The sequence below is a fragment of the Polaromonas sp. P1_A2 genome (assembly GCF_056406895.1).
On record NZ_JBFTZI010000003.1, the window covers coordinates 238,186 to 251,288 of the forward strand.

Genomic DNA, 13,103 nt, shown 5'->3' on the forward strand with positions numbered 1-13,103 from the left:
GCCTCGTCAAAAATAGGGGTCGTCAGGCAATCCGGTCCATCGCCGGAACGCCAGGGGCATATTATTTCTTGCGCTCCAGGCCGTTGGCAAAGAGCTTGAGGGTGGCCATGGGAACTTCGCCCATGACGGTGACCCAATAGGCGTCGAGCTGCCGCGTGATGGTCTGCGTGGCGCCCATCGACAGGCTGGACTCCCTGTCGTGGCGTTGCCGGTCGAAGGGCTCCACAAAGATGGACACCGAGGCCAGGCCGTCCGAAAAAATCCATTGCAGGGGTTCCTCGCCGGGCGCCGGGTTGGCCGTCGCCGGCCGCTTGTAGCAGCTCATGGGCTTGAAGCCCGCCACCGGCGCCTTCAGGACCCAGCCTTCGGCGCTGGCGGTGGTTTTCACCAGGACCGGTTTTTCGACCCGGTAGCCGTCGACCTTGCCCATCATCTGCAGCAGCTTGTCCATCTTGACCGGGGCATCGAGCTGCAGCTCGGAAAACGCCGCCTGCTCCAGCACCTTGCCGTCGGTGTCCAGCGTCTGCAGCTTCACGACCAGGCCTTTTTTCTGCTCGGTCCAGACGCGGTAGCCAAAGCGCATGCTGTCCTTGGGCACCAGCAGCACGATGTCGGCTTCGACGCCGGCCACGCGCTCGGCGCCCTCCTGCTTGACCTTGTAGTAATCGGCGATACGGCCGTCGGCCGACTGCAGCAATTGCGGGAACATGCCCAGCGACTCGCGCTTTTCACTGCGGACCACCTTGTGGTCGGGCATGAAAGTGACCACCTGGTCGTTGTGGCGGAAGATGGAGCGCGGCGCGCCCGTGAGCGTTTCGACCCGCTCCATCTGCTGGTCGCCCTCGCAGACATGCCAGATCTTGGCGCTGGACATGGCGCCGCCTGAGGAGACCACAAAGGTGCCGATGTAGGAGCGTTTTCGGGAGGCCTCATGCATGCGCATCAGCCAGTCGTTGATGCTGCGGGATTCCACGGCCGATGCCGCGGGGGCAGGCGTGGCCTGCGCCGCCACATGGCCCACGGCGGGCAAGGTGCACCCTGCCAGCGCGAGAAGACGGAGTAGCTTGAGGTTCATGGTGTCGCCAGGGCCCGGTCGCGGTGCAGCCTGCGCTCAGCGCGCTGCATTGCGAGGCGTCTCAAAGGTGGCATTGCGCAGAAAGCCCGACGGCTCCTGCAGCGCCGAGGTGCCGCCCAGCTGTTTGTGCGCGGCCAGCAGTTCCTCAAGCCGCGCATCGCGCACCACCGGGCCTTGCGGCGAGGCGACCACCACCTGCTGGGCAGAAGTGGAAGGAGTGGGCGCCTGGGCCAGCTGCGGTGCGGCGGCGGGCGTCAGCAGGCCAGCGGCATTCCATGCAATGGCGGACACCGCCGCGAGCGAGGCAAAGCCCGCCACCAGCTTCCAGCGGAACTCGCCGTCGTTGGCAGCCTGGCCGCGGTGATCAGGCAGGGCCGCGGGCAAATCCTGGACGGCCGGCTGGACGGGGCGAGGGACGGCGGCCGGCGAGGCCTCCTGTGCCAGGCGCTGGTTCAGGCGGCTCAGGAATGCCGGGTCCGCGCCGCGCGCGCCATGGGCGGAACGCAGCGCATCGCCGATCAGGTGGTAGGTATCCCAGCACGCCACCGCCGAATCATCGTGCCGGCTGGCGTGAAGCGCGGCCGCAAAGTCTTCCCCGTCCAGCTGGCCATCGGCCAGGGCGGACATGAGTTCGCTGGTTTGCATAGACGGTTTCATGATGTTCTTGCTGTTCGTGGGGTTCATGGATGGCTCCTGGGTGCCGCGGCCTTACCAGCGCTTGCCGCTCTGGTTCTCCAGCAAAGGCTTTACCTTCTGCGAAATCGCTTCACGCGCCCTGAAAATCCGGGAGCGCACCGTGCCTATGGGGCAATCCATGGCCTCCGAGATCTCCTCATAGCTCAACCCTTCGATTTCACGCAGGGTGATGGCCTGTCGGAGCTCCTCCGGCAAGGCTTCCATGGCGGCATTGATGATCTCCGCGATTTCCTTGCTGGCCAGCACGGCATCCGGCGTTTCCGAGCTTGTTAGTTCGTTTTCCAGCGGGGAAGTTTCATCGCTTTCCTCGCTTTGGCCCGATTTGAAGGCATTTTCTGAGACGGTCGGGTCCCGTTTGAGGTCCATCAGGGCCTTTTTCGCGGTATTCACGGCGATCCGGTACAACCAGGTGTAAAACTGGGCCTCGCCCCTGAACTGCGCCAGGGCCCGGTAGGCCCGGATAAACGTCTCCTGGGCGATGTCCTCCACCAGGTCCACGTCGCGGACCATGCGGCCTATCAGGCGCTGGATGCGCCGCTGGTACTTGATGACCAGGAGCTCATAGGCTTTCTGGTCGCCCGCGACCGTGCGCTCGACCAGCATGGCATCGCTGTCGGTGGCTTTTTCCAGCGGCAAAAGTGGCAGGTCGGCGCTCATAAAGGGTTTGGCCCGCCGTCTAGGGAGTGCATAGCCCCCGATACTGCCACAGCTGCTTTGTGCGGCGAATAAACCGCCCTGCGAAGGTCCAGCCAGCGATCGGGCATGCTGCGCCGCTCCATCCAGAGCCATAAACAGGCATGGGCCTGGTTTTCAAGCCGAAGCAGCAGGATATTCTGGAAATCGGCCAGGACCGACAGGCCGTATTCGGCAACCCCGGCCTGGTAGCCCGGGCTCTCCCAGCGCCAGACTTCGCCGTCCCAGGCGAGCTGGCCTGCCGGGGCGTTTCGCCAGCCGACATAGGCCGCCGCGCCGGCTGCGGCAACACAGACAAGCGCCAGCGCGATACGCCAGTCGAGCCGCCCGGTGCCCTGGAACAACCACAGCAGGGTCAGCAGCAAGCCGCAAAGCCACAGGCCCAGCAAGAGCGCGCCCAGAAAAGGCGAACGCCCCAACGGATAAACAACCGGAGGGGCGTTGTGCGTGGCCAAGGGCTGCGGAGCGCGGGTAGAAATCAGGCGCGCTTGAAAACCAGCGTGCCGTTGGTGCCGCCGAAGCCGAAGTTGTTTTTCACGGCAACTTCGATCCTGGCGTCACGCGCGGTATTGGCGCAGTAATCGAGGTCGCACTCGGGGTCCTGGTTGAAGATATTGATGGTCGGCGGAATCTTCTGGTGGTGCAGCGAGAGCACGGTAAACACCGATTCGATGCCGCCGGCCCCGCCCAGCAGGTGGCCGGTCATGGATTTGGTGGAGCTGACCATCAGCTTTTTGGCATGGTCGCCGAAAGCCGCCTTGATGGCATTGGTCTCGTTGAGGTCGCCCAGCGGCGTGGACGTGCCGTGCGCATTGAGGTACTGGACCTCGTCGGCATTGACACCGGCGTTCTGCAGGGCCATCACCATGGAGCGGCGCGGGCCGTCGATGTCGGGCGCGGTCATGTGGAACGCGTCGGCGCTCATGCCGAAGCCGGTCAGCTCGGCATAAATTTTCGCGCCGCGGGCCTTGGCGTGCTCGTACTCTTCGAGCACCAGCACACCGCCGCCCTCGCCCAGCACAAAACCGTCGCGGTCCTTGTCCCAGGGGCGCGAGGCCGTTTTCGGGTCGTCGTTGCGGGTGGACAAGGCACGGGCCGCCGCGAAGCCGCCTATGCCCAGGGGAGACACGCAGGACTCCGCGCCGCCGGCCACCATCACGTCGCAATCACCGTACTCGATCATGCGGGCCGAGAGGCCTATGGCATGAAGGCCGGTGGTGCAGGCCGTGACGACCGCGATGTTGGGGCCTTTGAAGCCGAACTTGATGGACACATGCCCCGAGATCATGTTGATGATCGAGGCAGGCACAAAAAACGGGGAGATCCGGCGCGGGCCGCGATTGACCAGCTCGGTGTGCATCTGCTCGATCATCGGCAAACCGCCTATGCCCGAGCCGATGTTGCAGCCAATGCGCGTGGCCATCTCACCACCCAGCGCCTCGCCGGTCGGCAAGCCGCTGTCGGCAACCGCCTGGAAGGCCGCGGCCAAGCCCAGGTGGATGAACCGGTCCATGTGCCGGGCTTCTTTTTCGGGGATGTAGTCCGCGATGTTGAAACCCTTGACCTCGCCGGCGAATTTGCAGGCGAGGTTGCTGGCATCAAACCCGGTGACAAGATCAATCCCGGGCTTGCCGGCAAGAAGATTGGCCCAGGACTCGGCCACGGTATTACCTACCGGGCTGACGCAACCCAGACCTGTCACGACGACACGACGACGGCTCATTCAGAAATCCTGAAAAGAACCTGAAAAGGCCCTGTGGCTTTTCAGGCTTGGTGACGGCAGAGTCACAGGCGCAAACCTGCGGCCTCAGGCCTTTTGATGGGTGTTCGCGTAGTCAATCGCGTTCTGGACGGTGGTGATCTTCTCGGCGTCTTCGTCGGGAATCTCAATGCCGAACTCGTCTTCCAGAGCCATAACCAGTTCTACGGTGTCAAGGGAGTCAGCGCCCAGATCGGCCACAAAGGCTTTTTCATTGGTGACCTGGCCTTCTTCCACGCCGAGTTGTTCGGCAATGATTTTCTTAACACGTGCTTCGATATCGCTCATAGTTCCCTCTGAGGGTTGTAAATTAATCCGTGATTTTACCGCGTTAGAGTCGTTTCCCTAAGCACCGCGCCGGACGGATAAAAACCGGCTTCGATTTCCCGTGTTTTACCACTGTCAAGCCGCGGTTTTCATGAAACCGCTGCCTGACGGCCCCACGGCCTACATATACATGCCGCCGTTGACGTGAATCTCCTGGCCGGTGATGTAAGCCGCCTGCGGGCTGGCCACAAAGGCCACGGCGTGCGCAATGTCTTGCGGCTTGCCCAGGTGGCCCAGCGGTATCTGCCCCAGCAGCGCTTTTTGCTGCTCTTCGGGCAAACCGGCCGTCATGTCGGTCTCGATAAAGCCGGGCGCCACGCAATTGACCGTGATATTGCGCGAACCGAGCTCGCGCGCCAGCGCGCGCGTCATGCCGGCCACGCCGGCCTTGGCGGCCGCGTAATTGGACTGGCCCGCGTTGCCCGAGGCGCCGACCACCGAGGTGATGCTGATGATGCGGCCGTAGCGCTGCTTCATCATGGTGCGCATCACCGCGCGGCTCATGCGGAACACGGCCTTGAGGTTGGTGTCCAGCACCGCGTCCCAGTCTTCGTCTTTCAGGCGCATCGCCAGCATGTCGCGCGTGATACCCGCGTTGTTGACCAGCACCTGCAGGCCGCCGTGCTCCTTGACGATGGCCTCGATCAGCGCTTCGGCTGCGGCGGCATCGTTCACGTTCAGGTTCTTGCCGGCGCAGCCCGGGAAAGCCGCGAGGGCCTGGCCGATTTTGGCCGCGCCCTCGTCGCTGGTCGCCGTGCCTATGACCTTGAGGCCCTTCTGGGCCAGCTCGAGTGCAATGGCCGCGCCTATACCGCGCGATGCGCCGGTGACCAGCGCAACCTGGCCTTCAAACTTCACTTCGCTCATGCCAGTAACTCCTTCACTTCCGCCAGCGAGGCGGGATCAAACAGGGGGATGCCCGTCAATTCGGGATCGATTCTTTTGGCCATGCCGGCCAGCACCTTGCCCGGCCCGCACTCGATGAGCGTCGTGAGGCCGCGCGCCTTGATGGCCTGCACGCACTCCACCCAGCGCACGGGACCGAAAGCCTGGCGGTACAGCGCCGCGCGAATGCGGTCCGCGTCTGTCTCCACGGCCACATCGATGTTGTTGACGACCGGGATTATCGGTGCCGCGAAATCGACGGCGGCCAGCTTTTCGCGCAGCTTCTCGGCCGCGGGCTTCATGAGGCTGGAGTGAAAGGGTGCCGATACCGGCAGCGGCAAGGCGCGCTTGGCGCCGTTGGCCTTGAGCACTTCGCAGGCTTTCTCGACGGCAGCCTTGCTGCCCGCGATGACTGTCTGCATCGGGTCGTTGAAATTGACGGCCTCCACCACTTCGGCGCTGTTGCCGCCGAAGCTGCGCGCGGCCTCGGCGCAGCCTTCAATCACCTTGGAGGCTTCCATGCCCAGGATGGCCGCCATCGCGCCGACGCCGACCGGCACCGCATCCTGCATGGCCTGCGCGCGAAAGCGCACCAGCGGCGCGGCCTGCGCAAGCGTCAGCACGCCGGACGCCACCAGCGCGGAATATTCGCCCAGCGAATGGCCCGCCACGGCAGCCGGCGCCGCCCCGGTCTCGGCCATCCAGGCGCGGTAGGCCGCCACGCCGGCGACCAGCATCACAGGCTGGGTGTTGGTGGTCAGGGCCAGCGCCTCCTTGGGGCCTTCCTTGATCAGGCGGCCGACATCCTCGCCGAGCGCCTCCGAGGCCTCGGCCAGCGCCTGTGCAACCACGGGATGGTCGCCCCAGGCGTCCAGCATGCCGACCGACTGCGAGCCCTGGCCGGGAAAAACAATGGCAAACGATTTCAAATGATTACTCCATGGATCGAATTCTTGGATCGCCCAAAGGCGCCCGCATGCATTTTAAGAAGATGAACAGCCATTTTTGACGCGCGGCCTCTCAAGCCGAAGACGGCATGGCGCCATGGCGAGCAGCCCGCAACCGCGCAAACCCCCAGACGATGGCCGATTTGATGCACTGAAAAATCGCCGCAAGCGCGAGCCAGGGGTCTATGAGGTAATCCCATAGATTGGTGGACTCCAGCGCGCCGGCCACCCAGGCCAGCAAAGCCAAGACCACCAGCATGGGCAGCAGGCGCAAGCCCGCGCCCCAGCACGCCAGCGACAACGCCAGAAGTGCCGCCCAGAAAGCCGGCGAGCCCCAGCCCAGCCTGTAGGCATCCCAATCGCCCCAGCCCAGGGCCAACGGATACAGGAACAAGGCGCCAGCCGCGAAGGCAAGGCTCAGCGCCATGCGCTCACGCGGCGCCACGGGGGCCAGGCCGCGCAGGCGGCGGTACATGCCCAGGCAGGCGATGGCCACCAGGGAAATGCTCAGGTCCGAGCTGATGCCGCGCACATACGCGACCAGCGGCAAACGGGCAGGACCCACCGGGCACCACAGCAGCACAAACACCGCGGCACCGGCCCACTTGCCCCACGGCGTGAGGCCGCGCCGCCAGCTCAGCAGGCGCAGGCAGCCGGCGCTGAGCACCAGGTTGATGCCGAGCAGGGCGATCAGGTCATTTGCCGGAGGAAACATGGCCGGGCGCCGCTTGCGCGGCCTCTAAGTTCTGTAGGGGATCCAGCCGCACATGCTTGATGCGCGTGCGATGCCAGGTATAGACAAGGTGCAGGTAGCCGTCGCGGCTTTGCAGCAGGTAAGGGTAGGAAAACTCCTGGGAGCAGCTCTGGCCGCCGCACAACTGGCGCCGGGCGCTGGCCACATAGGCCTGGGCCTCGCCATCGCTGGCACCGCGGGCCTTGAGTTCCTGGGTCAGCAGGCGTTCATAGTCGCCCATGGATGTGCGCGCCTGCGGATTGGCGGAGGACTCCACGATCCATGGCGTCACGCCGTCAAATGAGCCACCCGCGGCGGTCTGCAGCAAGGCCAGTGTTTCGCGGTTGCGGGGCGCCGGGTTCAAGGCCAGCCATTGCGTGCCGCTGTTCGTCATGGTGCCGGCCAGGGCGGAATCCGGGTTGGGCCAGGCGCTTGCATGGGCCGGCAACCAGGTCTTGCCGGCATCGGTGGTGCTGGAGGCCATCAGTGCCGTGGCATTGCCCGAGCGCATATAGACCTGCGCCTTCTCCGGCCCCGACGCCAGGACCACCGGCTGCAGGCTGGTGCGGCTGCCGGGAATGCGAATTTTGTCGACAACCTGCCCCTGGGGGCTGATGCGCAGGACTTCACCGAACTTGGCGACGAACTCGTGGTACACCGGCAAGCCGGTTTCACCATTCTCGAAGATGACGGGTGTGCCCTTGACCAGGGTGCTGATGTTCAGGAAGGGCGAAGTCACCAGCCGGCGCGGCGCGCTCCAGCTTGTGCCTTCGTCGGTAGAGCGCGCCCAGGTGATGGAACTGCCCGCCCACCCGCCCAGCGAAACATTGACCATCCACAGGTTCAGCGAGCCATCGGGCGCGCGGGCAATCACCGGGTTGCCGAGTTTCTTGACATAGCGCCACAGGCCTTGCTGAAGCGTTTGCCGGTCGAACAGCGTGCTTTCCGCGCCCCAGCGCAAGCCGGTGGCATCCGTCACGGCGCTCTGGATGGTGACGTCGCCTGCGCCTTCGCGCGAGCCCGAAAACCAGACCGCCCGCAAACGCCCGTCGCGCAGCTCCACCAGCGACGCGGCATGCACGGCCTGGCCGGGAGAGGACGACACAAACTGCGCGTCAAAACGAAAGCGGCTGTCGGGTGAGCGTTGCTGTGCCGGTGGATGCGCGCGAGGCGAGCCTTGGGGCGCATCAGCGGACGGCACCACAAATGGGGAAGCCGGCTGCCGCTGCAGGACCTTCCATCCGGCCAGGGCGAAGGCCAGCACCAGCAAGGCAGCTGCAAGGCGCTCCAGCGCACCGGACGGTTTGAAATTCAAGTGCCCACCTGTCTGTGAAAGCCTGGCGGATGGGTAGGGAGCCGCTCAGTATTTGAGAAGCACCGCACCCCAGGTAAAGCCGCCGCCCACGCCTTCGAGCATGAGGGTGTCGCCTTTTTGGATCTTGCCGCTGCGCACGGCCGAATCCAGCGCGAGCGGGATGGAGGCGGCGGAAGTGTTGCCGTGCTGGTCGACGGTCACGATCAGTTTTTCCAGCGGCATCTTCAGTTTTTTGGCCGTGCTCTGCATGATGCGGATATTCGCCTGGTGCGGGATCAGCCAGTCGATGTCGGCGTCGGTCAGGTTGGCTTTTGCCAGCGTGGCGCGCGCGGCGCTTTCAAGCACGCCCACGGCCAGCTTGAACACGGCCTGGCCGTCCATCTTGAGCAGCGGGTCACCCAGGATCTGGCCGCCCGAAACATTGCCCGGCACGCAGAGGATGCCGACATGCTTGCCGTCGGCATGCAGGTCGCTGGCGAGGATGCCGGGCGTCTCCGAAGCCTCGAGCACCACGGCGCCGGCGCCGTCGCCGAAAAGCACGCAGGTGGTTCGGTCCGAAAAATCCAGGATGCGCGAGAACACTTCCGCACCGATCACCAGCGCCTTGCTGGCCGAACCAGTACGTATCATGGCGTCGGCCACGGTCAGCGCGTAGACGAAACCGCTGCACACGGCCTGCACGTCAAAGGCCGCGCAGCCGGCGATGCCCAGCTTGTTTTGCAAGATGCAGGCGGCCGACGGGAACACCATGTCGGGTGTCGAGGTCGCCACGATGATGAGGTCGATATCGGATGCCTGCAGGCCCGCGGCTTGCAGGGCATTTTTGGCGGCTTCCACGCCCAGGTCGCTGCTGGTCACGTCGGGCGCGGCAAAGTGGCGGGCCCGGATGCCGGTGCGCTCCACAATCCATTCGTCGGAGGTTTCCACGCCTCGGGTGGCCAGCTCGGCCGCCAGTTCGGCGTTGGTCAGTCGGCGCGGCGGCAAATAACTACCGGTGCCGGCAATGCGTGAATAACGGGTCATTAATGAGTGGCCGGTGTTGAAACTGCTGAGTCAACTGGCATTGAGGAGGGCTTCGGCGGGCGCATCGGCGGGGGGGGCCGCCTGCGCCGCAACCAGCAAAGGGGCCGCATGGGCGATGCGTTCGCGGACTCTCTCAAGCAAATTGTTCCGAGCCGCATCATAAGCCCGATTCAGCGCCCTCTCAAAAGCAAAGGCGTCCGCCGAGCCATGGCTCTTGAAGACCAGGCCCTGCAGGCCCAGCAAGGCCGCACCGTTGTAGCGCCTGTGATCAACCCGGTTTTTAAATGCATTTAGCACCGGATAGGCAATAATGGCGGAAATTTTTGTGAAAATATTACGAGAAAATTCGGTTTTGATGAACCCGCCAATCATGCTGGCAAGGCCCTCGCTGGCCTTGAGCGCCACATTGCCCACAAAGCCGTCGCAGACCACGATGTCTGTCGTCCCCTTGAAAATATCGTTGCCTTCGACATTTCCATAAAAGTTCAAATCGCCGGAATTGGAAGCAGATCGCAGCAGTTCACCGGCTTTTTTGATCATTTCGCTGCCTTTTATCGCCTCTTCTCCGATATTGAGCAGGCCGACGCTGGGCGTGGGATTGGTGGTGATGGCGGCCACCAGGGCGGACCCCATCACAGCGAACTGCAGCAGGTGGTCTTCGGTGCAATCGACATTGGCACCCAGGTCCAGCACGGTGGTGGCCCCCCCCAGGGCATTGGGCAATTGGGTAGCAATGGCCGGACGGTCTATGCCTTCCAGGGTTTTGAGCACGTAGCGGGCGATGGCCATGAGGGCGCCGGTATTGCCGGCCGACACGGCCGCCTGGGCCACGCCGTCCTTGACTTGGTTCATCGCAACCCGCATCGAGGAATTTTTCTTGCGCCGCAGCGCGATCTCGATGGGATCGTCCATGGTGACGATCTCGCTGGCCGCAACGATCTGGCAGCGCGGATGGGCCTGGAGCCGCGCGTGCAGGGGATGCGTCGCCAGCACTTCGGGCTGGCCCACCAGCACCACGGCGGCATCGGGGTGGCCGTCCAGGAAGGCCAGGCTGGCGGGCAGCGTCACGGCAGGGCCGATATCGCCGCCCATGGCATCGACAGCAATCCTGATCATGGGGCGACCGGTGCAGTCAAGATGTGGAATTCAGGCAAAAGAAAGGCCCGCAGGATGAGTGCGGGCCCATGCTCAAAGCGTGGAATTACGCTTCGGATTTGGTTTTCAGCACCTTGCGGCCACGGTAGAAACCGGTGGGGCTGATGTGGTGGCGCAGGTGGGTTTCGCCGGTGGTGGATTCCACGGCAATGCCTGGCACGGTGAGTGCGTTGTGCGAACGGTGCATACCGCGCTTCGAAGGTGACTTTTTGTTTTGCTGGACGGCCATGATCCGCTCCTGATGGGGTGTTAGGTTGGTAAATTACGCACCAAATTCCGAGTTCAGACAGCTGGACCTGAATATCGGTCCATGACCGCCTAGGCGCCATGTCACCGTATCCACCGCATTGGTACGCGAAGCCTTTGATTATAGCTTGATGCGGGGGCATTTTCATCACCCCGGCCTCAGACGGGCGAAATGTCCATGAATCCAGTGGTTTTTCGCATGAATTTAGTAAAACTAAATTACTACTTTTTATTCTTCAGCTGCGCCAGCACGGCAAAGGGATTGGTTTTTCCGGCAGGCTCACCCGCCGCACCCGGCTCCTCCACATCACCGGCCTGAAGCTTGGGCGCGACCGGGCATTCCTCGTGCATGGGCACCAGGGGCAAGGCCATCAGCAGTTCATCTTCCAGCACGGCGAGCAGGTTGAACTGGGGCTCCATCACCAGCAAGTCTTCTTCGGACTGGTCGTCCTCGGCCATGGCGATGTCTTCGCTGACCACAAAACGGTACCACTGGTCCACCTCCACGGGCGTTTCGACCACGCCCATGCAGCGCTGGCAGGTCAGCGGAACGCTTGCCTGGGCCTGCAAGTGAAGCCACACCTCGTCATCGGCGCCGGTGCGCGGGCGCAACTCGCCGCGCGCCTTCCATTGAACGGCTGAATCGGCCTGCAGCCCCTGCGTTTCCTCGGCAAGGCGCTCCAGATTTTGTAGCGGAGTGGTTTCAGCGAGCGCCACGCCCTCCTGGGCAAACGCTTTCATGTTGAGCCGGCTGGGCTGAAGGGGTCTGGACATGGATGCAGTGTAAGAGAATCGGGGCCATGACCCTTGTTTCCCCTCCCGCCACAAACCGCCCTCTCGTCCTGGGTTCGACCTCACGCTACCGCCGCGAATTGCTGCAGCGGCTGCACATCCCGTTTGAGGTCGCCGCGCCCGAAGTGGACGAAACCCCGCAGCCCGGAGAAGCCCCGCAAGCCCTGGCCGAACGCCTGGCTCTGGCCAAAGCCCGCGCGGTGGCCGCCGCCTTTCCGGGCGCGGTCGTCATAGGCTCCGACCAGGTGGCCGACCTGGACGGCGAGCCGCTGGGCAAGCCCGGCAGCCATGAAAAAGCCGTTGCGCAATTGCGCCGCATGCGTGGTCGCACCGTTATTTTCCAGACCGCCGTGGCCGTGGTGTGCCTGGAAAGCGGCTACGAGGCGCAAAGCCTGGCGCCGGTCAAGGTGAAATTCCGCGAGCTCAGCGACGATGAAATCGAACACTATTTGCGCATCGAGCAGCCTTACGACTGCGCGGGCAGCGCCAAAAGCGAAGGCCTGGGCATCGCGCTGCTGGAATCCATAGACAACGACGACCCGACCGCGCTGGTCGGCCTGCCGCTGATACGCACCTGCCGGTTGATCCAGGCCGCGGGCATACGACTGCTGTCGGGGGGCCGGCCATGAGCGCCGCCGTGAAAGGCAAGCTCTACCTGGTGCCCGCGCCGCTGGATTTCGGCTGCGACACGCAGGCGCCGCTGCAGGACGTCATGCCGCTGCAAACCCTGCAGCTCGCATCGCGGCTGTCCTGCTGGATTTGCGAGAACGCCAAAAGCACGCGCGCCTACCTCAAGCGCATAGACGCGCTGCAGCCGCTGGCCGCGCCGCTGCAGTCGCTGCAGATCCAGGAGCTGCCGCGCGAAGTCCATAAAAAAGGCGACCACGGCGGCAACTTCGACGCGCGCCCCCTGCTCTCGGCCGCCCTGGAAGGCCGCGACATGGGCCTGGTCAGCGAAGCCGGCATGCCGGCGATTGCCGACCCGGGTTCCTCCGTGGTGCGCGCGGCGCACGACCTGGGGCTGGACGTCGTGCCGCTCACGGGCCCGATGTCGCTGATGCTGGCGCTGGCCGCCAGCGGCCTCAACGGCCAGAGCTTCGCCTTTGCCGGCTATGTGCCGCAAACGCCGGCCGAGCGCGCGCAGCGCCTGCGCGAGCTGGAATCGCTGGCGTTGAAATCCGGCCAGACCCAGCTTTTTATCGAAACGCCCTACCGCAACGCCGCCCTGCTCCAGTCGCTGCTGCAAACACTGCAGGGCAACACCCGGCTGGCGCTGAGCTGCGGCCTGACCCTGGGCGCAGCCTGGTCGCACAGCGCGCAGGTGAGCGGCTGGAGGCGCGACAAGCCCCAGGCACCGCTGGACTTGCCGACCGTGTTTGCCATAGGCCGTTAAAAAAGCCGCCACAGCGCCCACAAAAAAGCCCGCGTCATGCGGGCTTTTTAACGGGGCCATCGGA

16 protein-coding genes are annotated in these 13,103 nt (G+C 64.2%); 2 read left to right on the forward strand and 14 right to left on the reverse strand.

The window, feature by feature from the left end:
• Positions 1 to 61: 61 nt before the first annotated feature.
• From AC1D09_RS13200 to AC1D09_RS13265, 14 genes are all read right to left on the reverse strand, one after another.
• Entirely contained in the window at positions 62 to 1,075 is a 1,014-nt protein-coding gene (locus AC1D09_RS13200; protein WP_477664062.1) for a MucB/RseB C-terminal domain-containing protein, read from the reverse strand.
• Positions 1,076 to 1,111: 36 nt separating this feature from the next.
• Positions 1,112 to 1,759 carry a sigma-E factor negative regulatory protein gene (locus AC1D09_RS13205; RefSeq protein ID WP_477664063.1) on the reverse strand — a complete coding sequence of 216 codons (648 nt, stop codon included), beginning with the start codon at positions 1,757 to 1,759 and terminating at the stop codon, positions 1,112 to 1,114.
• A gap of 24 nt (positions 1,760 to 1,783) precedes the next feature.
• Complete coding sequence (gene rpoE, locus AC1D09_RS13210) at positions 1,784 to 2,428, reverse strand: RNA polymerase sigma factor RpoE (protein ID WP_074577668.1); 645 nt, start codon at positions 2,426 to 2,428, stop codon at positions 1,784 to 1,786.
• Entirely contained in the window at positions 2,425 to 2,829 is a 405-nt protein-coding gene (locus AC1D09_RS13215; protein WP_477664064.1) for a hypothetical protein, read from the reverse strand. Before AC1D09_RS13215 ends, rpoE begins: the two co-directional genes overlap by 4 nt.
• Positions 2,830 to 2,942: 113 nt before the next feature.
• The gene (gene fabF / locus AC1D09_RS13220) at positions 2,943 to 4,187 is read right to left on the reverse strand and encodes a beta-ketoacyl-ACP synthase II (RefSeq protein ID WP_477664065.1); all 1,245 of its coding nucleotides are present in this window, start codon (positions 4,185 to 4,187) and stop codon (positions 2,943 to 2,945) included.
• Between the two features lie 84 nt (positions 4,188 to 4,271).
• Entirely contained in the window at positions 4,272 to 4,511 is a 240-nt protein-coding gene (gene acpP / locus AC1D09_RS13225; RefSeq protein ID WP_007873885.1) for an acyl carrier protein, read from the reverse strand.
• Between the two features lie 159 nt (positions 4,512 to 4,670).
• Entirely contained in the window at positions 4,671 to 5,417 is a 747-nt protein-coding gene (fabG, locus tag AC1D09_RS13230) for a 3-oxoacyl-ACP reductase FabG (protein ID WP_007873884.1), read from the reverse strand.
• Entirely contained in the window at positions 5,414 to 6,364 is a 951-nt protein-coding gene (fabD, locus tag AC1D09_RS13235) for an ACP S-malonyltransferase (RefSeq protein ID WP_477664067.1), read from the reverse strand. Before fabD ends, fabG begins: the two co-directional genes overlap by 4 nt.
• Before the next feature lie 91 nt (positions 6,365 to 6,455).
• On the reverse strand, positions 6,456 to 7,097 hold the full coding sequence (locus AC1D09_RS13240) for a hypothetical protein (RefSeq protein WP_477664068.1): 642 nt from the start codon (positions 7,095 to 7,097) through the stop codon (positions 6,456 to 6,458).
• Positions 7,078 to 8,430, reverse strand: a complete 1,353-nt coding sequence (locus AC1D09_RS13245) for a sialidase family protein (RefSeq protein WP_477664069.1) — start codon at positions 8,428 to 8,430, stop codon at positions 7,078 to 7,080. Before AC1D09_RS13245 ends, AC1D09_RS13240 begins: the two co-directional genes overlap by 20 nt.
• A gap of 45 nt (positions 8,431 to 8,475) precedes the next feature.
• Entirely contained in the window at positions 8,476 to 9,453 is a 978-nt protein-coding gene (locus AC1D09_RS13250) for a beta-ketoacyl-ACP synthase III (protein ID WP_477664070.1), read from the reverse strand.
• A gap of 30 nt (positions 9,454 to 9,483) precedes the next feature.
• A complete protein-coding gene (gene plsX, locus AC1D09_RS13255) occupies positions 9,484 to 10,569 on the reverse strand; it encodes a phosphate acyltransferase PlsX (protein WP_477664071.1) in 1,086 nt (361 codons plus the stop codon).
• Between the two features lie 85 nt (positions 10,570 to 10,654).
• A complete protein-coding gene (rpmF, locus tag AC1D09_RS13260) occupies positions 10,655 to 10,837 on the reverse strand; it encodes a 50S ribosomal protein L32 (RefSeq protein WP_007873878.1) in 183 nt (60 codons plus the stop codon).
• Positions 10,838 to 11,076: 239 nt separating this feature from the next.
• Positions 11,077 to 11,628, reverse strand: coding sequence for a YceD family protein (locus tag AC1D09_RS13265; RefSeq protein WP_477664072.1), 552 nt, complete (start codon positions 11,626 to 11,628; stop codon positions 11,077 to 11,079).
• Between the two features lie 26 nt (positions 11,629 to 11,654).
• On the opposite strand from AC1D09_RS13265, the gene AC1D09_RS13270 reads away from it, so the two are divergent.
• Both AC1D09_RS13270 and AC1D09_RS13275 read left to right on the forward strand, forming a co-directional pair.
• The gene (locus AC1D09_RS13270; protein ID WP_477664073.1) at positions 11,655 to 12,275 is read left to right on the forward strand and encodes a Maf family nucleotide pyrophosphatase; all 621 of its coding nucleotides are present in this window, start codon (positions 11,655 to 11,657) and stop codon (positions 12,273 to 12,275) included.
• A complete protein-coding gene (locus AC1D09_RS13275) occupies positions 12,272 to 13,039 on the forward strand; it encodes an SAM-dependent methyltransferase (RefSeq protein WP_477664074.1) in 768 nt (255 codons plus the stop codon). The genes AC1D09_RS13270 and AC1D09_RS13275 overlap by 4 nt, the downstream gene beginning before the upstream one ends.
• Positions 13,040 to 13,103: the final 64 nt, after the last annotated feature.

Excerpts from the sequence above, each read along its gene's own strand:
- AC1D09_RS13205 (WP_477664063.1), bottom strand. The coding sequence starts at position 1,759 with ATGAACCCCACGAACAGCAAGAACATCATGAAACCGTCTATGCAAACC.
- AC1D09_RS13275 (WP_477664074.1), top strand. The coding sequence starts at position 12,272 with ATGAGCGCCGCCGTGAAAGGCAAGCTCTACCTGGTGCCCGCGCCGCTG.
- acpP (WP_007873885.1), bottom strand. The coding sequence starts at position 4,511 with ATGAGCGATATCGAAGCACGTGTTAAGAAAATCATTGCCGAACAACTC.
- AC1D09_RS13200 (WP_477664062.1), bottom strand. The coding sequence starts at position 1,075 with ATGAACCTCAAGCTACTCCGTCTTCTCGCGCTGGCAGGGTGCACCTTG.
- AC1D09_RS13270 (WP_477664073.1), top strand. The coding sequence starts at position 11,655 with ATGACCCTTGTTTCCCCTCCCGCCACAAACCGCCCTCTCGTCCTGGGT.
- AC1D09_RS13240 (WP_477664068.1), bottom strand. The coding sequence starts at position 7,097 with ATGTTTCCTCCGGCAAATGACCTGATCGCCCTGCTCGGCATCAACCTG.
- AC1D09_RS13250 (WP_477664070.1), bottom strand. The coding sequence starts at position 9,453 with ATGACCCGTTATTCACGCATTGCCGGCACCGGTAGTTATTTGCCGCCG.
- rpmF (WP_007873878.1), bottom strand. The coding sequence starts at position 10,837 with ATGGCCGTCCAGCAAAACAAAAAGTCACCTTCGAAGCGCGGTATGCAC.
- AC1D09_RS13265 (WP_477664072.1), bottom strand. The coding sequence starts at position 11,628 with ATGTCCAGACCCCTTCAGCCCAGCCGGCTCAACATGAAAGCGTTTGCC.
- plsX (WP_477664071.1), bottom strand. The coding sequence starts at position 10,569 with ATGATCAGGATTGCTGTCGATGCCATGGGCGGCGATATCGGCCCTGCC.
- rpoE (WP_074577668.1), bottom strand. The coding sequence starts at position 2,428 with ATGAGCGCCGACCTGCCACTTTTGCCGCTGGAAAAAGCCACCGACAGC.
- fabG (WP_007873884.1), bottom strand. The coding sequence starts at position 5,417 with ATGAGCGAAGTGAAGTTTGAAGGCCAGGTTGCGCTGGTCACCGGCGCA.
- fabF (WP_477664065.1), bottom strand. The coding sequence starts at position 4,187 with ATGAGCCGTCGTCGTGTCGTCGTGACAGGTCTGGGTTGCGTCAGCCCG.